Genomic DNA, 23,035 nt, shown 5'->3' on the forward strand with positions numbered 1-23,035 from the left:
CTGGTCAAACCTGTGCAGAACCTGTCAAGGCGCCAGCGACGGGTCGCAGTCGAGCAGCAACTGGGTGCAGCGCTCCTGCTCGTCCACCTCGCCGATCGCCTCCGCGGCCTTGGCCAGGACCGTGACGCAGCGCAGGAAACCGCGGTTGGGCTCGTGTGACCACGGCACCGGGCCGAAGCCCTTCCAGCCGTTGCGCCGCAGCGCGTCCAGGCCGCGGTGGTAGCCGGTCCGGGCGTAGGCGTAGGCCTCGATCGTGTCGCCGAGCTGCCGCTCGGGGCGGTTGATCGCCCCCTCCGCGAGGGCCGCCCACGCCGCGCTGGACGTCGGGTGGTGGGCGGCCACCTCCGCGGCGGGGATGCCGTCGGCCAGCTCCGCCTCCGCCTCCGGGTTCGGCGGCAGGAGCGTGGCCGGCGGCTCGCCGAGCAGGTTCTGGTGCGAGTGCGTCATCAGCCGGCCTGCGACTGGCCGGCCGACAGCAGGTCCTCGCAGGCCTGGACGACGCGGTCGGCCATCGACGTCTCGGCCAGCTTCATGTAGGTGCGCGGGTCGTAGGCCTTCTTGTTGCCGACCTCCCCGTCGACCTTGAGCACGCCGTCGTAGTTGCTGAACATGTGCCCGGCGATCGGCCGGGTGAAGGCGTACTGGGTGTCGGTGTCGACGTTCATCTTCACCACGCCGTAGGACAGCGCCTCGCGGATCTCCGACTGCAGCGAGCCCGAGCCGCCGTGGAACACGAAGTTGAACGGCTTCGCGCCGTCGCCGAGGCCGAACTCCTTCGCCACGACCTCCTGGCCCTGCTTGAGGATCTCCGGCCGCAGCTTCACGTTGCCCGGCTTGTAGACGCCGTGCACGTTGCCGAAGGTGGCGGCGAGCAGGTACACGCCGCGCTCGCCGAGGCCGAGCGCCTTGGCCGTGGCCACGAAGTCGCCGGGCGCGGTGTAGAGCTTGTCGTTGATGTCGTGCGAGACGCCGTCCTCCTCGCCGCCGACGACGCCGATCTCCAGCTCGAGGACGATCTTGGCCGCCGCGCACTTGTCGATCAGCTCCTCGGCGATCTGCAGGTTCTCCTGCAGGTCGATCGCCGAGCCGTCCCACATGTGCGACTGGAACAGCGGCTCCTGACCGGCCGTCACCCGGTCCTGCGAGAGCGCGACGAGCGGGCGGACGTAGCTGTCCAGCTTGTCCTTGGGGCAGTGGTCGGTGTGCAGCGCGACGTTGACCGGGTACTTCTCGGCCACCACGTGGGCGAACTCGGCCATCGCCACCGCGCCGGTGACCATGTCCTTGACCCTGGTGCCCGACAGGAACTCGGCCCCGCCGGTGGAGAACTGGATGATCCCGTCGCTGCCGGCGTCGGCGAAGCCGCGCAGCGCGGCGTTCACCGTCTCCGAGGACGTGCAGTTGATCGCCGGGTAGGCGAACCCGCCCTCCTTGGCGCGGCGGATCATGTCGGCGTAGACCTCAGGGGTCGCGATAGGCATCCGGGGCACTCCTCGCGTCGATTCCGGGACCGGCGCCAGTATTCCGTGCGGGGGGCGCCCTGCGGCACTCCCCCGGTCAGGCCTCGACCTTCAGCCCCAGCGCGGTCACCAGGACGACGGCCTGGGCGAGGTCCACGGTGGCCCCGCGGAGCTCGACGTCCGCCGGGTCGAGCGCCGTGAGGTCCGATCCGCGCAGGTCCGCGGCGGACAGGTCGGCCCCGTGCAGCTCGGCGCCGGAGAGGTCGACGTCCCTGAGGACGGCGCCGGCGCAGCGGGCCGCGGTGAGGTCGGCCTCGCGCATCCGGACGCCGGTGAGCCGGACCTTGGTCAGCTCGGCTGCGGCGAGGCCCACGAACGACCAGTCCCCGCCGGTGACGGTGAGCAGCCCGAACGAGCAGCGGTCGAACCGGCTGCCGACGAGCTTGCAGTTGTCGAACTCGGCCTCGAAGAACGAGCAGCCGGTGAACGTGCACCCCGTGAACGCGGCCTCGGTGTGCCGCGAGCCGTTGAACCGGCAGTCGTGGAAGGTGCAGTCGGTGAAGACGGCGCCGTCGTCGGTGACCTCGGAGAGGTCGACGCCGCTGAACGCCGTCCCGGCGTACTCCCGGCCCGAGATGTCCTCGCCGTACCAGTCGGCGCCGCGGACCTCGGCCATCAGCCGTGCTCCACGCGGCTGACGACCCGCGCGGCGACGATGACCGGGTCGTAGACCGGCGAGAACGGCGGGGCGTAGGAGAGATCGGACCCGGACAGCTCCTCCGCGGTCAGCCCGGCCCAGATCGCCGTCGCGAGGACGTCGATGCGCTTGCCGCTGCCGGGACCGCCGACGATCTGCGCGCCCAGCAGCAGCCCGGACCCGCGCTCGGTGAGCACCTTGACCGCCATCGGGGCCGCACCCGGGTAGTAGCCGGCCCGGGTCGTGCCCTCGATCGTCTCGGCGGTGATCGCGAACCCGGCCTGCTCGGCCTGGGTGGTGCACAGCCCGGTGCGGGCCACCTCGAGGTCGCCGACCTTGGTCATCGCGGTGCCCAGCACCCCGGCGAAGCGCGCCGCCCGGCCGCCGATCACCGAGCCGGCCACCCGGCCCTGCTTGTTGGCGTGCGTGCCCAGCGCGATGTGCGCCGGCTCGCCGGTGATCCGGGAGAAGGTCTGCGCGCAGTCACCGGCGGCGAAGACCTCAGGGTGCGAGCGGCTGCGCTGGGTGCGGTCGACGTCGACCGCACCGGTGCTGCCCAGCTGCAGGCCGGCCGCCTTCGCCAGCTCCACCTCCGGGCCCATGCCCAGCCCGAGGACGACGAGGTCGGCCGGGTACCGGCCGGCGTCGGTGCGCACGGCCGCCACCACTCCGTCGGCGTCGGTCTCGATCTCGCGCGCGGGCTGCTCGGTCTGCACGTCGATGCCCATGTCCCCCATGGCCTTGCAGACCCGCTCGCCCATGTCGGCGTCCAGCTGGGCCATCGGCAGCGGATCGGCCAGGACGACGGTCACGGACAGCCCCCGCAGCTGCAGCACCTCGGCCATCTCCAGCCCGATGTAGCCGCCGCCGAGCACCACGGCGCGCCGGGCGCCCGCGGCGACGGCGGCCCGGATCGCCGCGCCGTCGGCCAGGCGGTGCACCCCGTGCACGCCGTCGGCGTCCAGCCCGGGCACCTGCGGCCGCAGCGGCCGGCCACCGGTCGCGACGACGAGCGCGTCGTAGCCGAGCCGCTCGCCCGCGGCGGTGACGGTGCCGGCGTCGAGGTCGATCTCGTCGGCGCGGGTGCCGGTGCGCAGCGCGATGTCCTGGGCGGCGAAGTCGGCGGGCGTGCGCGCGATCAGCCGGTCGCGGTCGGGCACCAGGTCGCCCACCCAGTAGGGGATGCCGCAGGCGGAGTAGGACGCCTCCGGCCCTTGCTCGAGGACGACGATCTGCAGCTCCTCCGGCGAGCGCAGCCGCCGGGCCTGCGCCGCTGCCGACAGGCCCGCGGCGTCACCGCCGATCACCACCAGCCGCTTCCGGGCACCGCTCATGGCCGACAGGGTGTCACTGCCCGGCCCGCAGCTGCTCCACCGCGGCGCTGGCGGCCCCCAGCTGGGTGGGCGCCTGCGCGACCGCCCAGCGGCGGGTCGCCCGGTCGACGGCCAGGGTGGTCCAGCCGTCGCCGTCCTCGCCGGAGAGGTGCACCAGCAGCGTGGCGGCGTCGTGCTCCACCCGGCAGCGGTGGGCGGGGTTGCCGGCCTCGTGCAGCAGGTGCTCCGACGCCGGGTCGGAGACGAACGAGCCCCACCGTCCGCGGCCCGGCACGCTCAGCGCCCCTCGTCGACCTGCGTCGCCGTCGTCACTCGCACACCGTAGGGCCCAGAGACGGCGATTCGTCCCAGGCGCCGGACAGGATCGGTCCGTACCGTTGGTGCCCGTGGGTTCCTTCCTCGATCCTCAGCACCTGATCACGACGTTCGGGTTGCTCGGGCTGCTGCTCATCGTGTTCGCCGAGTGCGGCCTGCTGATCGGCTTCTTCCTGCCGGGCGACTCGCTGCTGTTCGTGGCCGGGCTGGTCGCGGCGGGCGGGCTGACCGGCGTCCGCTTCGTGCCGCTGTGGCTGCTGCTGATCGTCGTCCCCGTCGCGGCGATCGCCGGCAATCTGGTCGGGTACTGGATCGGCTACCGGGCCGGGCCCGCGATCTTCAACAAGCCGGACTCCCGCCTGTTCAAGGCCGAGTACGTCGAGAAGGCGCACAGCTTCTTCGAGAAGTACGGCGCCCGCACCATCGTGCTGGCCCGCTTCGTGCCGATCGTGCGCACCTTCGCCACCGTGATGGCCGGCGCGTCGCGGATGAACTTCCGCGTCTACGCCCTCTACAGCGTCATCGGCGGCGTCCTCTGGGGCGCCGGCATCACTGCCCTGGGCTACTGGCTCGGCCAGGTGAAGTTCATCAGCGACCACATCGAGCTGATCGCCCTCCTGATCGTCGTCGTCTCCGTCATCCCCATGGCGCTCGAGCTGCTGCGCGCCCGCCGCAAGAACCAGAAGGCGAACACCTCCGCCTGAAGCGTCAGGCGAGGCCGAGGTCGGCCAGCTCGAAGGCGGCCCGGTACTCGAAGCCGGCCTGCTCGACGGCGGCCCGGCCACCGCGGTCGACGATGACCGCGACCGCGATCACCTCCGCACCGGCGTCCTGCAGCGCCTCGGCGGCGGTCAGCGGGCTGCCGCCCGTGGTCGACACGTCCTCGACCACGAGCACCGCGCGGCCCTCGACGTCCGGGCCCTCGATCCGGCGCTGCAGCCCGTGCGCCTTGCCGGCCTTGCGGACGACGCACGCGTCGAGGAACCCCTCGCCGTCGGCCGCGGCGTGCAGCATGGCCGTCGCGACCGGGTCGGCGCCGAGGGTGAGCCCGCCGACGACGTCGTAGCGCAGATCGCGGGTGAGCTGACGCATCACCCGGCCGACCAGCGGCGCGCCCTCGTGGTGCAGCGTCAGCCGGCGCATGTCGATGTACCAGTCGGCCTCGCGCCCGGAGGAGAGCGTCACCTTCCCGTGCACGACCGCCAGCTCGACGATCAGCTCGAGCAGGCGGTCACGATCGGGCAGGCCGGCCCCGTTCCAGGGGCCCGCCCCGAGGGACGAGGGGTGGGGGGAACGGGGTCCTTGTCCATGGCTCCCGACCCTACTGAGAGGCCGCTCAGCCGGCGGACTGCGGCTCGAGCACCTGGTCGATGATGTAGACGGTGGCGTTGGCGGTCTGCACGTTGCCGCAGACGACCGTCGCCGGTTGCCCGGTGAGGGTCTGGTCGCCGGAGATCGTGAAGTTCTCCCCCGCCCCTTCGATGGTCACCGTGTCGTTGTTCAGCGTCGTCTGCTCGCCGGCGAGCTCACCGGGCGAGAGCCGGCCCTGCAGCACGTGGTGGGTCAGCACCGCGGTCAGCCGCGGCACGTCGGCCAGGACGGCGTTGCGCTGGTCGGCCGGGAGCGCCTCGAACGCCGCGTTCGCCGGCGCGAGGACGGTGACGTCCTCCTGGCTGTTCAGCGAGTCCACGAGGCCGGCCGCGCCCACCGCCTGCACGAACGTCGAGAGCACCGGGTTGGCGCTCGCCGCGCCGGCCACCGGCGCGGTGCTCATGCCCTCGAAACTGCCCGGGCCGTCGGCCGGCACCTGCGCGCAGCCGGCCCCGAAGGGCTGCCCGTCGTCCGCCGGGCTGCTGCTCTCGGCCGCCGCGGAGCTGCTCGGCGCGGGGCTGCTGCCCGCGCCGGAGGCGCTGTCCGAGTCCGCGCCGCAGGCGCTCAGCGTGAGGGCCAGCGTGGTGACGGCGGTGAGGCAGGCGCCGCGGGCGAGGGTCGTGCTGTTCACGGAAGAGTGCTCCTGTCGGGTCCGCGCGGCCGGGGACGAGGCCACGCCGGTTCGGGTCAGCTGACGAATACCTGGACCGAGTGCCAGCCGCTCGCGCCGTCCGGGAAGGGGCTGGCCCGTTCCTCGGGCTGCAGGCGGCCGTCGCCGTCGGTGGCCCGCACGGCGATCCGGTGCGCGCCACGGGCGAAGTCGTACGGCAGGACCCACTGCCGCCAGATGTCGGCGTCGACCGCGGGGGAGAGCTGCGCCGCCGTCCACTCGCCGTCGTCGACCTGCACCTCGACGCGGGAGATCCCGCGTCCCTGGGCCCAGGCCACGCCGGCGATCGGCACCCGGCCGGGCCGCAGCGGCCGCAGCGGGCGCGGGGTGTCGATGCGCGCGCCGGTCTTGATCGGCCCCTCGACCGCCCAGCCGCGGCGCACCCAGTACGCGTCGACCGCCTCGAAGGTGCTCGCCTCGATCGCGGTCAGCCACTTGCAGGCGGAGACGTAGCCGTACAGCCCCGGGATGACCATGCGCACCGGGAAGCCGTGCTCGACCGGCAGCGGCTCGCCGTCCATCCCGAAGGCGAGCATGGCGTCCTTGGTGTCGAGGGCGGCGCGGGTCGGCGCCCCGATCGTCATGCCGTCGACGGAGCGGCAGAGCAGCTGCGTGGAGTCCGCCCGGACGCCGTTCTCCCGGAGGAGGGCGCCGAGCGGCACGCCGGTCCACCGCGCCGTCCCGGCCAGGGGGCCGCCGACCTCGTTGGACACGCAGGTGAGGGTGACGTCCCGCTCGATCAGGTCGCCGCGGCCGAACAGGTCCTCGAGCGTGTAGCTGCGGGCCATGTCGAACATGCCGGACAGCGTCAGCCGGTACGCGGCGGGGCGGATCTGCGGCACGGTGAGGGCGGTGTCGACCCGGTAGAACTCGCCGGCCGGGGTGAACAGCGGGCTCAGCCCCTCGACCTCACCGGAGAGGTCGGCCCCCCGCGGCAGCCGGCGGGCCGGCGAGGCCGGCGTCGGCAGGGCCAGCTCCGAGCGGTCGCCGGCGACGTCGAACCGCCGGCGCAGCAGCTGGCCTCCGCCGCCGGTGAGCGCGGCGGCGCCCAGGGCGATGCCACTGGTGACGAAGAAGCGGCGGCGGTCCAGCCCGGCGCCCTTGCGGTCGCCCGAGCCGAGCGCGGCGCGCAGCCGGTCGGCGACCCGCTCGTCGGCGGGCGACCAGCCGGGAGCGGGCGGCGGGGCCGGCACGGTCAGGGGCCGCAGCAGCGCCTGCAGGGCCACGACCCCCGCCACGGCGGCGGCCACGGAGGGCAGCGCGTCGGTGATCCCGCCGGCAGGACGGGTCAGCGCGGCGACCGTCCCGACGACGCCGAACAGCGCGATGCCCAGCACGCCGGTCCGCCGCGAGCGCAGGGCGAGGACGCCCAGCACCATCGCGGCGAGGGCGATCAGGACCAGCGTCCCGACGACGAGCGCGGTCTTGTCGTTCTCGCCGAAGGTGCGGATGGCGAACCGCTTGACCGCCTCCGGCGTCATCGTGACGACCGCGTCGCCGACGGCGATCACCGGTGAGGAGGCGGGACGGACGAGCCCCGCGACCAGCTGCGCCACGCCGAGGGCCACCGCAGCCGCCAGGAGGCCGGCGAGCGCCGCGAGCACCCGGCGCTCCAGTCGCCGCCCGGCGCCGGGTGCCGGTGGGACGGCGGCCGGAGCGGCCGGGGTCTGCTCGGTGGCGGTCACGACCGTCGTTCGGGCCGGATCCCGGGTCGGTTCATCGCGGAGACCGGCGGAGGCCGGTCAGCGGCCCTGCCCGGTGGCCCGCAGCCAGCTCCGGTAGCGGTACCACTCGTTGGACGGCGCCAGCGCCAGCAGGATCACCCCGGCGAGGACCAGCAGGAACTGGATGACGGCGAGCGTGTCGAGGAAGCCCGACGTCGAGGTGCCCCCGAACACGGCGAACAGCCCGCTCACGATCCCGAAACCGCCGATGACCCAGAGCACGATGCGGGCCCAGTTGCGGCCGTTCCAGGCGAACCAGAGGAACATCGCCTCGAGGCCGACCAGCACCAGGCCGATGACCGCGCCGACGATGATCGCCGCGCGGATGGTGTCCTGCGTGACGTCGCCCGAGCTGGCGCCCGCGTCGGCCAGCGCCCGGTCGATCAGGTCGTCGAGCATCGTGAAGGTCACGATCGTGCCGATGACCCCGAGGATCAGGTTGGCCATGAAGGCCCCGATGCCGGCACGCACCGTGACCGGGCGGTCGACCGGCTTCGGCGCCGACGGGTCGGACCAGCCGCCCGACTGGCCGTAGCCCGGCGCGGCGGGGTAGCCCTGCGACGGCGGTGCCGCCGGATAGCCCTGGAGCGACGGCGGTGGCGCCGGATAGCCCTGGGGCGGCGGTGGCGGCGCCTGCCAGCCTTGCTGCCCCGGGTCCTGGCCGGGGCCGTCGCCGGGGCGCCCCGTCGGCGGCTCGCCCGACCCGCCCTGCCCTGATGTCATGTCCACTCCCCTGCGCATGCGTCCGCTGGCGTCGCCGATCATGGTGGACCCACGGATCGGTCGGCCACACCCGTGGGTGCGTGTCGGTGGCGATTCAGCGCCGCACCCGCCAGCTCGGCGGGCGTGACGGGATCGCCGGCCGTTGGATCCGGGCCCGGCTGTCGGGATGGAGCAGCAGCGCCCAGCAGACGACCGCGAGGGCGATCTCCATCCCGTCGCCGGCGGAGAGGCGACCGTCCATCAGCGAGACCGCCAGGTGCGCCACACCCGCGAGGCCGAGCACGAACTCCACCCACCACGACCACGGCCGCTCCCGGGCCCAGGCGCCGGCGACCCACGCCGAGAGCGCGGTGAGCGCGCCGGGGACGAGCGCGGCCAGCAGGGCGCGGCCGAAGACGCCGGAGAAGAAGCCCAGGTACAGCATCCCCGCCGTCGTCCAGGCGAGCAGGACCGTCTGGAGGACGAGCAGCCGGTACATCCAGCGCGCGGCGTCCACGCGCCGCCACCACAGAGCCGAGGACATGGGCGGCACGCTAGGTAGGCCGAGGCTCTCCCTGCTGCGGCTTTCCACAGGAACGCGACGAGCCCGCCGGATCCGGGTGGATCGGGCGGGCTCGTGCGATGGGTTCAGCCGCGGCGGACGGTCAGTCCCGCCTCACCGGCGAAGTCGTCCGCGGCGTCGACGACCACGTCGTCGCCGTCCCGGATGTCACCGGCCAGCAGCGCCTTGGCGAGCTGGTCGCCGATCGCCGACTGCACCAGCCGCCGCAGCGGACGGGCGCCGTAGACCGGGTCGAACCCGTTGAGCGCCAGCCACTCGCGGGCCGCATCGGTGACCTGCAGGTCCAGGCGGCGGGCCGCCAGCCGGCGGGCCAGCACGGCCACCTGGATGTCGACGATGCCGGCCAGCTCCTCGCTGCCCAGCGCCCGGAAGACCACGACGTCGTCCAGCCGGTTGAGGAACTCCGGCTTGAAGTGCGCGCGCACGACCTCCATGACCGCCTCGCGGCGCCGCTCCTCGGCGACCGACTGGTCGGCGATGAGCTGCGAGCCGAGGTTCGACGTCAGGATCAGGATGGTGTTGCGGAAGTCCACCGTCCGGCCCTGGCCGTCGGTCAGCCGGCCGTCGTCGAGCACCTGCAGCAGGACGTCGAACACGTCCGGGTGCGCCTTCTCCACCTCGTCGAGCAGGACGACGGTGTACGGACGGCGCCGCACCGCCTCGGTGAGCTGGCCGCCGGCCTCGTAGCCGACGTAGCCCGGAGGGGCACCGACCAGCCGGGCGACCGAGTGCTTCTCGGAGTACTCGCTCATGTCGATGCGGACCATCGCCCGCTCGTCGTCGAACAGGAACTCCGCCAGCGCCTTGGCCAGCTCGGTCTTGCCGACACCGGTGGGGCCGAGGAACAGGAACGAGCCGGTGGGCCGGTCGGGGTCGGCGACGCCGGAGCGGGCCCGGCGCACGGCGTCGGAGACCGCGCGGACGGCGTCGGGCTGGCCGACGACGCGCCTGCCGAGCTCGTCCTCCATCCGCAGCAGCTTCTGCGTCTCGCCCTCGAGCAGCCGGCCGGCGGGGATGCCGGTCCAGGCCTGCACGACCTCGGCGATGTCGTCGGCGGAGACCTCCTCCTTGAGCATGGAGGCGTCCTCGGCGGCGGCCTCGGCCTCGGTCAGCGCCCTCTCCAGCTGCGGGAGCCGGCCGTAGCGCAGCTCGGCCACGCGGGCGAGCTCGCCGTCCCGCTCGGCCCGCTCGGCCTCCTGCCGCAGCCGCTCCAGCTCCTCCTTGATCTGCTGGATCCGGGTGATCGCGCTCTTGTCCTGCTGCCATCGGGCGGTCAGCTCGTCGAGCTGCTGCCGGCGGTCGGCGAGGTCCTCGCGCAGGGCGGCCAGCCGCTCGAGGGAGGACGCGTCGTCCTCCTTGGCCAGCGCCATCTCCTCGATCTCCATGCGGCGGACGGCGCGCTCGACCTCGTCGATCTCGACCGGCCGGCTGTCGATCTCCATGCGCAGCCGGCTGGCCGCCTCGTCGACCAGGTCGATCGCCTTGTCGGGGAGGAACCGTGCGGTGACGTACCGGTCGGACAGCGTCGCGGCGGCCACGATCGCGGCGTCGGTGATCCGGACGCCGTGGTGCACCTCGTAGCGCTCCTTGAGTCCGCGGAGGATGCCGATGGTGTCCTCGACGCTCGGCTCGCCGACCAGCACCTGCTGGAACCGGCGCTCGAGCGCCGCGTCCTTCTCGATGTGCTCGCGGTACTCGTCGAGCGTTGTCGCGCCGACCATCCGCAGCTCGCCACGGGCCAGCATCGGCTTGATCATGTTGCCGGCGTCCATGGCGGAGTCGCCGGCCGCGCCGGCCCCGACGATCGTGTGCAGCTCGTCGATGAAGGTGATGATCTGGCCCTCGGCCTCGGTGATCTCCTGGAGCACGGCCTTGAGCCGCTCCTCGAACTCACCGCGGTACTTCGCGCCGGCCACCATCGCGCCCAGGTCGAGCGCCATGAGCCGCTTGCCCTTGAGACTTTCGGGGACGTCGCCGGCCACGATCCGCTGGGCCAGGCCCTCGACGATCGCCGTCTTGCCGACGCCGGGCTCGCCGATGAGGACCGGGTTGTTCTTGGTGCGCCGGGACAGCACCTGCACGACGCGGCGGATCTCGGTGTCGCGGCCGATGACCGGGTCGATCTTGCCCTCGCGGGCGCGCTCGGTCAGGTCGACGGCGTACTTCTCCAGCGCCTGGAAGGTGTTCTCCGGGTCGGGGCTGGTGACCTTGCGGCTGCCGCGGACGGTGCGGAAGGCGGCCAGCAGCGCGTCGCGGGTCGCGCCGGAGCTGGTCAGCACCGTGCCGGCCTCGCCGTCGGAGTCGGCCAGCCCGACCAGCAGGTGCTCGGTGGACACGTACTCGTCGCCGAGCGCGCTCGCCTGCTCCGAGGCCAGGTTCAGCACGCGGAGCAGCTCACGGGACGGCGAGGGCGCCGGGACGGTGGCGCCGGTGACGCTGGGCAGGCGCTTGAGCGCCGCCTCGGTCTTGGCCCGCACGTCCGCCGGCTCGGCACCGACCGCCTTCAACAGCGGCGCGGCGATGCCGTCGGACTGCTCCAGCAGGGCGGCGAGCAGGTGCAGGGGCTGCAGGTCGGCCTGACCGCGCTCGACGGCGAGCCGCTGGGCGGCGGCGATGGCCTCCTGGGAACGGGTGGTGAGCTTGCTCTGTGCCATGGCCTCGCGCTGTGTCCTCTCGGGCCGATCGAAGGGGCGGCCGGATGCTCGGCCGGTGGTCTGTCGTGCGGTCCAACGACGACAAGGTTGAGTCTGTTCCGCTCAACCTGACGGAAGTGTCGCAGCTCCGGCGGCGCGCGCGGGACCCGGCCCGCGATCCCTGACGAAGGTCCCTGGCACACGAGGTGATAACGCGCTACCCGGCTGCCCGTACGATCACGACATGACCCGCCTGCCGGCTCCGAGCGTGGTCCTCGACGACCAGCTGTGCTTCGCGCTCTATGCCGCCTCCCGCGCCGTCACCGCGCGGTACCGCCCCATGCTCGACGAGCTCGGGCTGACCTATCCGCAGTACCTGGTCATGATGCTGCTCTGGGAGGACGACAACCAGACCGTCGGCCAGCTCGGCGCCAAGCTCGCGCTCGACAGCGGCACGCTCTCGCCCCTGCTCAAGCGGCTCACCGCGGCCGGGCTGGTGACGCGCCACCGCCGGGTCGAGGACGAGCGGTCGGTGAGCATCGCGCTGACCGACGCCGGACGCGCGCTGCGCGAGAAGGCGCTGCCGATCTCCGAGGCGATGATCGGCGCGATCGGCTTCGACACCGGCGAGTTCGACGACCTCAAGCAACGCCTGCGCCTGCTGGTCGACCGGGTGAACAGCGGCGAAGCAGTCTGCTGAGGACGGTTTCGCACCACCTGGTCGGGTAGGCGGCCCCCGTACGCGCCGATCCAGCCCGGGTCGGCCCCGGCCCCTGGAGGGGATCCATGCCCACCCGTACCGCACGGACCGCGTGGAACGGCACGCTGCAGGAAGGGGGCGGCCAGGTCGAGCTGTCCAGCTCGAAGGTCGGCACCTTCGAGGTGAACTTCCCCAAGCGCGCCGCCGAGGACGCCGGGGGCACGACCAGCCCCGAGGAGCTCATCGCCGCGGCGCACTCCTCCTGCTACGCCATGGCGCTGTCCAACGAGATCGGCAAGGCGGGCGGCACGCCCCAGTCGCTCGAGGTGACCGCCGACGTGACCCTCGGCCAGAAGGACGGCGCGCCGCACATCACCACGATCAAGCTCACCGTCCGCGGCGAGGTCGAGGGGCTGGACGCCGACGGGTTCCAGCAGGCCGCGCAGGCCGCCAAGGTCGGCTGCCCGGTGAGCAAGGCGCTCGCGGCCGTCGACGAGATCACCCTGGACGCCGCTCTGGAGTGAGGGACTTTCGGCGCGGAAAGTCCCTGGGATCCTGGGACTTTCCGCGCCGAAAGGTCGGGAACGGCGTCAGGCGCGGGCGGGGGCCACCTCGCCGAGAGCCGCCAGCTCCTCGTCGACGTCGTCGGCGGGGCTCCGCTCCGCGCGCAGCCGCTGCTCACCGCTCTGCGTGCGCAGGGCCACCTCGCGGATGCAGACGATCGCGAGCACCGCGACCGCCGAGACGACGGCGGAGATCAGGAAGATCCGGCCGGTCGCGTCGCCGTAGGAGACGCGGATCAGCTGCTGCAGGGCCGGCGGGGCGTCGGCGAGGTCGGCCAGGCCGACGCTGCCCGAGCCCGAGGCGGCGGCCGCCGCGTACGGGGTGCCGGCCAGACCGGCGCGGATGAGCTCGCCGACGTGGGTGCTCAGCACCGCGCCCAGCACCGAGACGCCGATCGTGCCGCCCAGGCTGCGGAAGAAGGCCACCGCGGAGCTGGCCGCACCGAGGTCGGTCGCCGCGACGGTGTTCTGCACGGCCAGGACCAGGTTCTGCATGGTCATGCCGATGCCGACGCCGAGGACGAACAGGAAGACACCGAGCAGCACCATGGGCGTCCGGTGGTCGAGCACCGACAGCAGCGCGAAGCCCGTGACGACGAGGATCGAGCCCGCGACCAGGAACCGCTTCCACCGGCCGGACCGGGTGATCAGGATGCCGGAGATCGTGGAGGACGCCAGCATCCCGCCGACCATGGGGACGGTGAGCAGGCCGGCCGCCGTCGGCGAGTAGCCGCGGGAGATCTGCAGGTACTGGCCGAGGAACACCGACGAGCCGAACATCGCGACGCCGACCGCGACGCTGGCGATGATCGCCAGGGCCGTCGTCCGGTCGCGGAAGAGCCGCAGCGGCACGATCGGCTCGGCCGCGCGCAGCTCGGTGACGAGGAAGGCGACGATCGCGGCGACACTGCCCCCGACGAACCAGGCGGACTCGGCGGAGAGCCAGGCGAAGCTGTCGCCGGCCAGGGTGACCCAGATGAGCAGCCCGGCGACGCCGGCGGTCAGGAACGTGGCGCCCAGGTAGTCGATCGACACCTTCCGCTTGGTGACCGGCAGGTGCAGGGTCCGCTGCAGCAGGACGAGGGCGACGGCGGCGAAGGGCACGCCCACGTAGAAGCACCAGCGCCAGCCCAGCCAGCTGGTGTCGACCAGCACGCCGCCGAGCAGCGGGCCGCCCACGGTGGCCACGGCCATCGTGCTGCCGAGCAGGCCGGAGTACCGACCCCGCTCGCGCGGGCTGATCATCGCCGCCATCGCGATCTGCACCAGCGCCTGCAGGCCGCCGAGCCCCAGGCCCTGGAGCACGCGCCAGGCGATGAGCGTCTCGGCGGAGTGCGCCAGGCCGGCCAGCATCGAGCCGGTGATGAACACGACGATCGAGATCTGGATGAGCAGCTTCTTGCTGAACAGATCGGAGAGCTTGCCCCAGATCGGCGTCGACGCGGTCGACGCGAGCAGGGTCGCGGTGACGACCCAGGTGTACTGCCCCTGGGTGCCGCGCAGGTCGGTGATGATCGTCGGCAGGGCGTTCGAGACGACGGTCGAGGACAGGAACGCCACGAACATCGCCAGCATCATCCCGGAGAGCGCCTCCAGGATCTGGCGGTGCGTCATCTGCCCCTGCTGCTCGGCGGGGGCGATGCCGGCGCGGGCCGGCGCTTCGACGGTGGTCAACAAGTTCTCCTGATCAGTGGGCGTTACGAAAAATCAGCCGGCGATCGCGGCCGGAGCGGGCGGCGTCGCCGCCTCGATGTCGGTGAGGAGCCGCTCGAGCAGCTCGCCGAGCCGAGCGGCGTCCCGCTCGTCCCAGGCGGCGAGTGCGCCGGCGGCCCAGTCGGTGCGCTCGGCGCGGGTCGCGGCCAGCGCGGCCCGGCCGGCGGGCGTCAGGGCGATGAGGCTCGCCCGCCCGTCGTGCGGGTCGGGACGGCGCTCCACGTGGCCGGCGCGCTCGAGCGCGGCCACCTGGCGGCTGACCACCGAGACGTCCACGCCCACGCGGGCGGCGAGCGCGCTCAGCCGCTGCTCCCCGTCGGATTCGAGCGGCACGAGCAGCGCCCAGCCGAACGACGGCAGGTCGCCGTAGAGCTGGCTCGCGACCCGGCTGCTCAGGTGGCGGCCGGCGCGGACGAGCTGCGACAGGCTCGAGGTGATCCGCTCACAGGTGGCGGGCGTGACGGGCATGGGAACGTCCTCGGACGAGCGGTGGATGCAGAGTGCAACCATATATCAGGTTGGTTGCTGTAAACAACCAAGACCCTGCCCGGCGTGTTCCTCCGTGACCGCACGTGACCCGCGTCACTGGTTTCCGCAAGGAACCACTTCCGCCGCGCTTGGAAAACAGCAACTATTCGCACGCGTACAGCGCGACGGAACTCGCCGAGGAGCCGCAGATGGGCACGGTCGAGGGGGTGCGCGGGCCGGAGACGACCGGCCTGCGGGGGGACGACGCCGCACGCCTGCGTCTCACTCCACCGCACCGGCAACCCGACGGCCGGGGCTGCCGGTGACCGCCGCCTGAGCCGGCCCTCACTCCGAGAAGGGGAAGCCGCATGTTCGAGCAGGTGCAGGACCCGGTAGCCGGGTCGCTTTGGCTCTCCGCCCTGGTCGCCGCCGTCCCGCTGGTCACGCTCTTCGTGCTGCTGGGCGTGCTCAAGCTCAAGGCCTGGCTGGCGGGCGTGATCTCGCTGCTGGCCGCGATCCTCGTCGCGGTCCTCGCCTTCACCATGCCGGTGGGGCAGGCGGTGCTGTCGGCCACCGAGGGCGCGGCCTTCGGGTTCTTCCCGATCCTGTGGATCGTCATCAACGCGATCTGGGTCTACAACCTCACGGTCGAGACCGGGCACTTCGACGTCCTGCGCCGGTCGTTCGAGAAGGTCAGTCCCGACACCCGGATCCAGGCGGTCATCGTGGCCTTCTGCTTCGGCGCGCTGCTGGAGGCGCTCGCCGGGTTCGGGACGCCCGTCGCGATCACCGTCGTCATGCTCATGGCCCTGGGCTTCCAGCCGATGAAGGCGGCCGCGGTCTCGCTCATCGCCAACACCGCGCCGGTGGCCTTCGGCGCGCTGGCGACCCCGATCGTGACGCTGGCGACCGTGACCTCCGGCGTCAGCGACGACCCGCGGCTCGACGTCGACACGCTCGGCTCGATGGTCGGCCGGCAGACGCCGATCCTGGCGGCGGTCGTGCCGCTGGTGCTGGTGCTGGTCGTCGACGGACGGCGGGGGCTGCGCGAGACGTGGGTGCCCGCGCTGACCGCAGGCGTCACCTTCGGCCTGGCCCAGTTCGTCGCCTCGAACTACGTCTCCGTGCCGCTCACCGACATCATCGCTGCGCTGGTCTCCGCTGCGGCCGTGGTCCTGGTCGTGCGCGCGCGGCGACCGGTCGCCGCGCCGGCGGCGGCGATGGCCGGGCCGCCCGGGCGGGGCGGGCGGGCGGCCGGCGGAGGCGCCGGTGCCGGCGTCGGCGCGCCGGCCGACGAGCCGGTGGTGCCGGACACCCGCGCCGAGGTGATCAAGGCGTACGCGCCCTACGGGATCATCATCCTGGTCTTCGCCGTGGCCAACCTGGGGCCGGTGAAGGCGGCACTGGCCGAGAAGCCGTGGAGCTACGCCTTCGCGTGGCCGGGGCTGCACGTGGCCGCGCCCGGCTCGGACGAGCCGCTGGCGTCGACGACGTTCACGTTCAACTGGCTGGCGGCGGCCGGCACGTTGATGATCATCTCCGGCATCCTCACCGCGATCGTGCTGCGGATCTCCCCCGGGCGGGCGCTGCGGGTCTACGGGCGCACCTACTACGAGCTGCGGTGGGCCATCGTCACGGTCATGGCGGTGCTGGCGCTGGCCTACGTCATGAACCAGTCCGGCCAGACCTCCACGCTCGGCGCGGCGCTGGCCCAGACCGGGGCCTTCTTCACGGTCCTCTCCCCCATCCTCGGCTGGATCGGGGTGGCGGTCACCGGCTCGGACACCTCGTCGAACGCGCTGTTCGGCGCGCTGCAGGTGCAGACCGCGGCCGGCGCGGGGCTGGACCAGCTGCTGCTCGCCGCGGCCAACTCCTCCGGCGGTGTGCTCGGGAAGATGGTGAGCCCGCAGAACCTCGCCATCGCGGCCGCCGCGGTGGGGATGGCCGGCCGCGAGGGCGACCTGTTCCGCAAGGTGTTCGGCTGGAGCCTGGCGCTGCTGGCCCTCATGTGCCTGCTCGTGGTGCTGCAGGCCACCCCGGTGCTCGGCTGGATGGTGCCCTAGGAGCGGTCCTGCGCGTCGCGCGCCTCGCCGAGCCGGTTGAGCCGGCCCAGCAGCTCGCCGAGCGTGGCGACGTCGTTCTGCGGCCAGTGGCCGAGGTCGGCCTCCCACCGGGCGCGGCGCGCGTCACGGATCTTCGCCATGCGCGCGGCCCCCTCCGGGGACGGCGTCAGCATCTGCGCCCGGCCGTCCTCCGGATCGGCCGTCCGGTCCACCAGGCCCAGGGTGACCAGGGCGGAGACCTGCCGGCTCACCGTGCTCTTGTCCAGCCCGAGGCGGGCGACCAGGTCGCTGGCCCGCAGCGGGCCGGCGTCCTGGAGCAGGGCGAGCAGCCCGTAGGCCGCGCCGTCCAGGTCCGGGTGCACCTCGGCGGCCAGCCGCGCGGAGATCGCCCGCGACCGCCGCAGCAGCAGCCCGATCTCCCGCTCGAGCCGTACGAAGGCCTGATGGGTGTCCCCGTCGGTGTCGGTCACCGATCCTCCCGTGGTCGCCAGACGACAAGGGCTGAGGTCGAGGGTCGCATGGGAACGAGGTCTCCGCCGTACCCGTAGCCCGCGGCGAGCGCGGCCTCGGCGGCCATCCGGCGCTGCTCGGAGAGCTCGAGCTCGTCGAGGAGCTCGTGCACGCGGGCCTGCAGCGCGTCCACCCGCGACTCCAGCTCGATGATCCGCTTGATCCCGGCGAGGTTGACGCCGTCCTCCTGGGAGAGCCGCTGGACCTCGCGCAGGAGGGCGACGTCGCGCGGGCTGTAGCGGCGGCCGCCCCCGGGCGTGCGCCCGGGGCGGACCAGCCCCAGCCGGTCGTACTGACGCAGCGTCTGGGCGTGCATGCCGGCGAGCTCGGCGGCGACCGAGATGACGAAGACCGGCGCGTCCTCGGACACCGCCCGCGCCGCCTCCTGCGGCGACCGGTCGGTCGGCGCGCTCATCGCGGGCCCCCGCTCCGGACGGCGGCGGTGATCTGCGGCCGCGGGTCCTCGTGCAGCTCCTCGGCCAGCGCCTCGACCGCCTTGCGCTGGGCAGCGCTCAGCTTGGCCGGGACGGCGACGTCGACGGTGACCAGCAGGTCGCCGGCTCGGCCCTTGCCGGGCACGCCCCGGCCGCGGACCCGCAGCGTGCGGCCGCTGGAGGTGCCCGGCGGCACCTTGAGCGAGACGCTGCCGTCGAGGGTCGGGACCGTGAGCGTCGTGCCCAGGGTGGCCTCGGCGAAGCTGACCGGCACGGTCAGCGTGAGGTCGTCGCCCTTGCGGCCGAAGAGCTCGTGGCCGGTCACGTGGACGACGACGAACAGGTCACCGGCCGGCCCGCCGCGGCGACCGGGTGCACCCTTGCCGGGCAGCCGGATGCGCTGCCCGTCCTTGACCCCGGCCGGGATCCGCACGGTGATCGTGCGGCTCTGGGTGGTGATCCCGCTGCCGGCGCAGGTCGGGCACGGGTCGTCGATCACCGTGCCGGTGCCGCGGCAGTTGCGGCACGGCTCGGAGAACGCGAACGCGCCCTGGCTGCGGCTGGTCACGCCGGCGCCCTGGCACACCGGGCAGGTGTGCGGGCTGGTGCCGGGCTTCGCGCCGGTGCCGGCGCAGGTCGGGCAGGAGCCCGGGCTCTGCATCCGCAACGGCACGGTGACCCCGAGGACGGCCTCGTCGAAGGAGAGGGTCGCCTCGGTCTCGACGTCCTGACCGCGGGCCGGCCCGGAGGCCGCCTGGCTGCGGGCGCGGGCGCCGCCCGTGCCCCCGCCACCGCCGAACAGCCCACCGAACAGGTCGCCGAGGCCGCCGGCCCGGCTGCCGCCGGTCTGCCCCAGCAGGTCGCCGAGGTCGAAGGGCTGCCCGCCGCCGGGGAACCCACCGCCGCCGCCCCCGAACCCGCCGGGGAAGCCCCCGGCCCCGCCGGCGCCGGCCCCGAAGAGGCGGCGCGCCTCGTCGTACTCGGCGCGCCGCTTCTCGTCGGAGAGCACGTCGTAGGCCTCGGAGACCTCTTTGAACTTCTCCTCCGCCTCGGCGTTGTTCGGGTTCTTGTCCGGGTGCAGGTCGCGGGCCAGCTTGCGGTAGGCCTTCTTGATCGCCGCGGCGTCGGCGTCCTTCGGGACGCCCAGCGCGGCGTAGTAGTCCTTCTCGATGAAGTCCCGGGTGCTCATCGGACGCCCCCTCTCGTGCTCAGTCGGACGCGGCTGGGCCGGCGTCGCCGTCGGCCGGGCCCGGCTCCGCCGCGGGTGCCGGCGTCTCCGGGTCGGTGACGGCGACCATGGCCGTGCGCAGCACGCGGTCGCCGCGGCGGAACCCCTGCCGCAGCACCGTCGTCGCCGTCGGGACGGCGACCTCGCCCGAGGTGTCGTGCATGACCGCCTCGTGCAGCGACGGGTCGAACGGGTCGCCGGCCTGGCCGAACGCGGTCACGCCGAGCCCGTCGAGGACCCCGAGGACGCGGTCGGCGACCACCTTGAAGGCGCCGGTGAGATCACCGTGGTCCCGGGCCCGCTCGATGTCGTCGACGACCGGGAACAGCTGCGTGGCGAACCGCTCCGCGGCCTGGTCGGTGACCAGCGAGCGGTCGCGGTCGACCCGCCGCCGGTAGTTGGCGTACTCCGCGGTGACCCGCTGCAGGTCCTCGGTGCGCTCCGCCAGCTGCGTGGCGAGGTCACCGTCCCCGGTTCGCGTCGCGGCCTGCCCGGCCACGGGCGTCTCCTGCTCGCTCATCTGCTCCCCTCGCGCTGGGCCCGGCGGGGCGCCGGCCGGCTGCTCGCCGGCCGGCGCCCGCACCTCGCCGCTGGTCGGATCGATGCGCCGCTTGTCGCGGATGACGACCCGCGGCTCCTCGCCTCCCTGCGGTGCACTCATCGGCGGTCGGTGTCCTCGTCGTCCACGATCTCGGCGTCGACGACGTCGTCGTCGCTACCACTCGTCGTACCGGACGTCGCACCCTCACCGGGGGTTCCCGCGCCGGCACCGGCGCCCGCGGCACCCGCCTCGGCCTGCTGGGCGTAGAGCGCCCCGCCGACCTCCTGCGAGACCCGCGCGACCTTCTCCTGCGCGGTCTTGATGGCGTTGATGTCCGAACCACCGAGGGCGGAGCGCAGCTCGGTCAGGGCCTCGCCGAGCTCCTCCTTCTTGTCGGCGGGGATCTTCTCGCCGTTCTCCGCGAGGAACTTCTCGGTCTGGTACTGCAGCGACTCGGCCAGGTTGCGGGTCTCGGCCTCCTCGCGGCGGCGCTTGTCCTCCTCGGCGTGCGCCTCGGCGTCCTTCATCATCCGCTCGATGTCGTCCTTGGGGAGGGCCGAGCCGCCGGTGATGGTCATCGACTGCTCCTTGCCCGTCCCGAGGTCCTTGGCGGTGACGTGCACGATGCCGTTGGCGTCGATGTCGAAGGCGACCTCGATCTGCGGCACGCCGCGCGGCGCCGGCGGCAGCCCGGTCAGCTCGAACATGCCGAGCTTCTTGTTGTAGGCGGCCATCTCGCGCTCACCCTGGAACACCTGGATCTGCACGGACGGCTGGTTGTCGTCGGCCGTCGTGAAGATCTCCGACCGCTTGGTCGGGATCGTGGTGTTGCGCTCGATGAGCTTGGTCATGATCCCGCCCTTGGTCTCGATGCCGAGGGACAGCGGGGTCACGTCGAGCAGCAGGACGTCCTTGACCTCGCCCTTGAGGACGCCGGCCTGCAGGGCGGCGCCGACGGCGACGACCTCGTCCGGGTTGACGCCCTTGTTGGGCTCCTTGCCGCCGGTCAGCTCGCGCACCAGGTCGGTGACGGCCGGCATGCGGGTCGAGCCGCCGACGAGGACGACGTGGTCGATCTGGCCGACGGAGATGCCGGCGTCCCGGATGACCTGGTTGAACGGCGCGCGGGTGCGCTCGAGCAGGTCCTGGGTCATGCGCTGGAACTCGGCCCGGGAGATCGTGACGTCCAGGTGCAGGGGGCCCTCGGCGCCGGCGGTGATGTAGGGCAGGTTGATGTTGGTCGACTGCGCGCCCGACAGCTCGATCTTGGCCTTCTCCGCGGACTCGCGCAGGCGCTGCATGGCCAGCTTGTCCTTGGACAGGTCGATGCCGTTGGAGGCGTTGAACGTCTTCACCAGGTGGGTGACGATCCGCTCGTCCCAGTCGTCGCCGCCGAGGTGGTTGTCCCCGGCGGTGGCCTTCACCTCGATGACGCCCTCGCCGATCTCCAGCAGGGAGACGTCGAAGGTGCCGCCGCCGAGGTCGAAGACGAGGATCGTCTGCTCGGTCTCGCCCTTGTCCAGGCCGTAGGCCAACGCGGCCGCGGTCGGCTCGTTGACGATGCGCAGGACGTTGAGGCCGGCGATCTCACCGGCCTCCTTGGTGGCCTGGCGCTGCGCGTCCTCGAAGTAGGCGGGGACGGTGATGACGGCGTCGGTCACCGTCTCGCCCAGGTAGGTCTCGGCGTCCCGCTTGAGCTTCTGCAGGATGCGGGCGCTGATCTCCTGCGGCGTGTACCGCTTGCCGTCGATCTCCGGCGACTTCCAGTCGGTGCCCATGTGCCGCTTGACGCTGCGGATGGTGCGGTCGACGTTGGTGACCGCCTGGTTCTTGGCCGACTGGCCGACGAGGACCTCGCCGTTCTTGGCGAAGGCCACGACCGACGGGGTGGTGCGCGACCCCTCGGAGTTCGCGATGACCGTCGGCTCCCCGCCCTCCAGGACGGTGACGACGGAGTTGGTGGTGCCGAGGTCGATACCGACCGCTCGAGCCATGGGAGCTGGCCTCACTTTCCGTGTGCTGGGGTGGTGCTGGGTCTGTTCCGGTAGCCGGTGTCGCCAAGCTTGCGCCTGGTGCACTCAACTTTCCTGCCCAGCCTAACGGCAGCCCTCTGGCTCGTGTTCCCCACCCGTCCACAAATCTCGCCGTGGCCGTCCGCACCCTCGCCGCGTGGCCGCCACCCCTCGGCATACGGCGTGGTCGACGACCACGGCGCGCGGGCGATCCCCCGGACGACGGCACTGTCCACAGATTTCCCTCGGCAGGACCGTGGCGCCGGCCCCGGCGCGACGCTCGCCTGCGTGCAGCCGATCCTGCCCAGCCTCGCCGACAGCCGGCTCGGTGTCTTCACCGCCACGGACGCCCGGCGCGCTGGCTACGAGCATCCCGAGATCCGCCGACTCCGCACGTCCGGCCAGTGGGCGACCCTCCGTCGCGGCGTCTACATCACCGCCGACGACCTGGCGCGACAGGAGCGGGACGGACAGGGTCACGCGCTCGCCTGCCTGGCAGTGCTGCTCGGTCTGGTGCGCACGACGACGGTGGTGAGCCACTCGTCGGCGGCACGACTCCTGGATGTCCCCGTGCCGCGCAGCCTCGACGACACGGTCCGCCTGACCGATCCGTTCCTCTGGCGCCGCGGGAAGGGATTTCGGGTCGTCCCCGCTCCGCTGGGGCCCGACGAGGTCGTCGCGGGGGACCTGCCACCCCGGACCTCCGCTGCTCGCACCCTCGTGGACTGCGCTCGGGAGTGGCCACTGGAGGACGCCGTCGTCGCGATGGACGCGGCGCTGCTCGCCCAGGAGACCTCACCGGATGCGCTGGCCCGAGCCGCCGGCACGGCGCGCGGACGGCCCGGAGCCGCCCGCGCTGTTCGTGCGACCGCTCTCGCAGACGGACGGGCGGAGTCCGTGCTGGAGACGAAGGGACGACTGCGGCTGCTCGGCTCGGAATTTCCGATTCCACAGCTGCAGGTGGAGATCCATGCAGCCAGCGGACTCCTCGGGTGCTGTGGGACGAGAAGCGCCGCGAGGACGAGATGCGCGCTCTCGGCGTCCGCTTCCTCCGTGTCGCCGACGCCGATCTGGCGCGCTGGCCGGTGCTGGAGGACCGGCTCCGCCGCCTCCTCGCCGAGCCGGCGCCGCCGCAGCGTCGATTCAGCGCCGTTCCGCGCCGACTCGGGGTTCGCCGGACGGCCTGACACCCATGACCCGCGCGGTGTGGTCGCGACCCGCGCCGCGCACCGTGCGAGTGGCGACCACATCGCGCGGGTGAGCCCGGGGGCCGAGAATCGGCGTACACGGAGCGCGTGAAGTTACTGGTGAGTA

23 protein-coding genes are annotated in these 23,035 nt (G+C 73.1%); 5 read left to right on the forward strand and 18 right to left on the reverse strand.

Annotated elements, in window-relative coordinates:
* Positions 1-24 precede the first annotated feature (24 nt).
* The 5 genes from AB3388_RS25890 to AB3388_RS25910 form a co-directional block, all read right to left on the reverse strand.
* Complete coding sequence (locus tag AB3388_RS25890; RefSeq protein WP_495408201.1) at positions 25-447, reverse strand: DUF3151 domain-containing protein; 423 nt, start codon at positions 445-447, stop codon at positions 25-27.
* Positions 447-1,481, reverse strand: coding sequence for a class II fructose-bisphosphate aldolase (gene fbaA, locus AB3388_RS25895; RefSeq protein ID WP_495408202.1), 1,035 nt, complete (start codon positions 1,479-1,481; stop codon positions 447-449). Before fbaA ends, AB3388_RS25890 begins: the two co-directional genes overlap by 1 nt.
* 76 nt (positions 1,482-1,557) lie before the next feature.
* The gene (locus AB3388_RS25900) at positions 1,558-2,136 is read right to left on the reverse strand and encodes a pentapeptide repeat-containing protein (protein WP_495408203.1); all 579 of its coding nucleotides are present in this window, start codon (positions 2,134-2,136) and stop codon (positions 1,558-1,560) included.
* On the reverse strand, positions 2,136-3,491 hold the full coding sequence (locus AB3388_RS25905; RefSeq protein ID WP_495408204.1) for an FAD-dependent oxidoreductase: 1,356 nt from the start codon (positions 3,489-3,491) through the stop codon (positions 2,136-2,138). The genes AB3388_RS25900 and AB3388_RS25905 overlap by 1 nt, the downstream gene beginning before the upstream one ends.
* A 13-nt stretch (positions 3,492-3,504) precedes the next feature.
* Positions 3,505-3,765: a hypothetical protein gene (locus tag AB3388_RS25910; protein ID WP_495408205.1), complete on the reverse strand. Its 261-nt coding sequence runs from the start codon at positions 3,763-3,765 to the stop codon at positions 3,505-3,507.
* Between the two features lie 112 nt (positions 3,766-3,877).
* Between AB3388_RS25910 and AB3388_RS25915 the strand changes: the two genes are divergently transcribed.
* Positions 3,878-4,510, forward strand: a complete 633-nt coding sequence (locus AB3388_RS25915) for a DedA family protein (protein WP_495408206.1) — start codon at positions 3,878-3,880, stop codon at positions 4,508-4,510.
* A gap of 4 nt (positions 4,511-4,514) precedes the next feature.
* Here the strand turns inward: AB3388_RS25915 and pyrE are convergent, their stop codons facing one another.
* The 6 genes from pyrE to clpB form a co-directional block, all read right to left on the reverse strand.
* Positions 4,515-5,003 carry an orotate phosphoribosyltransferase gene (gene pyrE, locus AB3388_RS25920; RefSeq protein ID WP_495408207.1) on the reverse strand — a complete coding sequence of 163 codons (489 nt, stop codon included), beginning with the start codon at positions 5,001-5,003 and terminating at the stop codon, positions 4,515-4,517.
* 139 nt (positions 5,004-5,142) lie between these two features.
* Positions 5,143-5,808, reverse strand: coding sequence for a fasciclin domain-containing protein (locus tag AB3388_RS25925; RefSeq protein WP_495408208.1), 666 nt, complete (start codon positions 5,806-5,808; stop codon positions 5,143-5,145).
* A gap of 56 nt (positions 5,809-5,864) precedes the next feature.
* Complete coding sequence (locus tag AB3388_RS25930; RefSeq protein ID WP_495408209.1) at positions 5,865-7,532, reverse strand: molybdopterin-dependent oxidoreductase; 1,668 nt, start codon at positions 7,530-7,532, stop codon at positions 5,865-5,867.
* Between the two features lie 57 nt (positions 7,533-7,589).
* Positions 7,590-8,294 (reverse strand): hypothetical protein, encoded by a 705-nt coding sequence (locus AB3388_RS25935; RefSeq protein ID WP_495408210.1) that lies wholly within the window; start codon positions 8,292-8,294, stop codon positions 7,590-7,592.
* A 94-nt stretch (positions 8,295-8,388) separates the two neighbouring features.
* Positions 8,389-8,817, reverse strand: a complete 429-nt coding sequence (locus AB3388_RS25940) for a hypothetical protein (RefSeq protein WP_495408211.1) — start codon at positions 8,815-8,817, stop codon at positions 8,389-8,391.
* Between the two features lie 104 nt (positions 8,818-8,921).
* Entirely contained in the window at positions 8,922-11,510 is a 2,589-nt protein-coding gene (gene clpB / locus AB3388_RS25945; RefSeq protein WP_495408212.1) for an ATP-dependent chaperone ClpB, read from the reverse strand.
* A gap of 223 nt (positions 11,511-11,733) precedes the next feature.
* Between clpB and AB3388_RS25950 the strand changes: the two genes are divergently transcribed.
* Entirely contained in the window at positions 11,734-12,189 is a 456-nt protein-coding gene (locus AB3388_RS25950) for a MarR family winged helix-turn-helix transcriptional regulator (protein WP_495408213.1), read from the forward strand.
* Positions 12,190-12,275: 86 nt separating this feature from the next.
* Positions 12,276-12,713 carry an OsmC family peroxiredoxin gene (locus tag AB3388_RS25955; RefSeq protein WP_495408214.1) on the forward strand — a complete coding sequence of 146 codons (438 nt, stop codon included), beginning with the start codon at positions 12,276-12,278 and terminating at the stop codon, positions 12,711-12,713.
* 66 nt (positions 12,714-12,779) lie between these two features.
* Here AB3388_RS25955 and AB3388_RS25960 read toward each other — a convergent pair whose 3' ends face one another.
* Positions 12,780-14,426: an MFS transporter gene (locus AB3388_RS25960; RefSeq protein ID WP_495408215.1), complete on the reverse strand. Its 1,647-nt coding sequence runs from the start codon at positions 14,424-14,426 to the stop codon at positions 12,780-12,782.
* 33 nt (positions 14,427-14,459) lie between these two features.
* Positions 14,460-14,933: a MarR family winged helix-turn-helix transcriptional regulator gene (locus tag AB3388_RS25965; protein WP_495408216.1), complete on the reverse strand. Its 474-nt coding sequence runs from the start codon at positions 14,931-14,933 to the stop codon at positions 14,460-14,462.
* Between the two features lie 368 nt (positions 14,934-15,301).
* Here AB3388_RS25965 and AB3388_RS25970 point away from each other — a divergent pair, with 368 nt between their 5' ends.
* Positions 15,302-16,996 carry an L-lactate permease gene (locus AB3388_RS25970; RefSeq protein WP_495408217.1) on the forward strand — a complete coding sequence of 565 codons (1,695 nt, stop codon included), beginning with the start codon at positions 15,302-15,304 and terminating at the stop codon, positions 16,994-16,996.
* On the opposite strand, the gene AB3388_RS25975 is transcribed toward AB3388_RS25970, so the two are convergent.
* The 5 genes from AB3388_RS25975 to dnaK are packed head-to-tail and all read right to left on the reverse strand — an operon-like array spanning position 16,993 to position 21,703.
* Positions 16,993-17,466 carry a MarR family winged helix-turn-helix transcriptional regulator gene (locus AB3388_RS25975; RefSeq protein WP_495408218.1) on the reverse strand — a complete coding sequence of 158 codons (474 nt, stop codon included), beginning with the start codon at positions 17,464-17,466 and terminating at the stop codon, positions 16,993-16,995. The two genes, AB3388_RS25970 and AB3388_RS25975, sit on opposite strands and share 4 nt — an antisense overlap.
* Complete coding sequence (locus AB3388_RS25980) at positions 17,463-17,921, reverse strand: heat shock protein transcriptional repressor HspR (protein WP_495408219.1); 459 nt, start codon at positions 17,919-17,921, stop codon at positions 17,463-17,465. The genes AB3388_RS25975 and AB3388_RS25980 overlap by 4 nt, the downstream gene beginning before the upstream one ends.
* A complete protein-coding gene (gene dnaJ / locus AB3388_RS25985; RefSeq protein ID WP_495408220.1) occupies positions 17,918-19,129 on the reverse strand; it encodes a molecular chaperone DnaJ in 1,212 nt (403 codons plus the stop codon). Before dnaJ ends, AB3388_RS25980 begins: the two co-directional genes overlap by 4 nt.
* A gap of 19 nt (positions 19,130-19,148) precedes the next feature.
* Positions 19,149-19,829 (reverse strand): nucleotide exchange factor GrpE, encoded by a 681-nt coding sequence (grpE, locus tag AB3388_RS25990; protein ID WP_495408221.1) that lies wholly within the window; start codon positions 19,827-19,829, stop codon positions 19,149-19,151.
* Positions 19,826-21,703, reverse strand: a complete 1,878-nt coding sequence (dnaK, locus tag AB3388_RS25995; RefSeq protein ID WP_495408222.1) for a molecular chaperone DnaK — start codon at positions 21,701-21,703, stop codon at positions 19,826-19,828. The genes grpE and dnaK overlap by 4 nt, the downstream gene beginning before the upstream one ends.
* Positions 21,704-22,009: 306 nt before the next feature.
* Here dnaK and AB3388_RS26000 point away from each other — a divergent pair, with 306 nt between their 5' ends.
* Complete coding sequence (locus tag AB3388_RS26000; protein WP_495408223.1) at positions 22,010-23,020, forward strand: type IV toxin-antitoxin system AbiEi family antitoxin domain-containing protein; 1,011 nt, start codon at positions 22,010-22,012, stop codon at positions 23,018-23,020.
* Positions 23,021-23,035 lie beyond the last annotated feature (15 nt).

The sequence above is a fragment of the Geodermatophilus sp. SMS 5-13 genome (assembly GCF_059428245.1).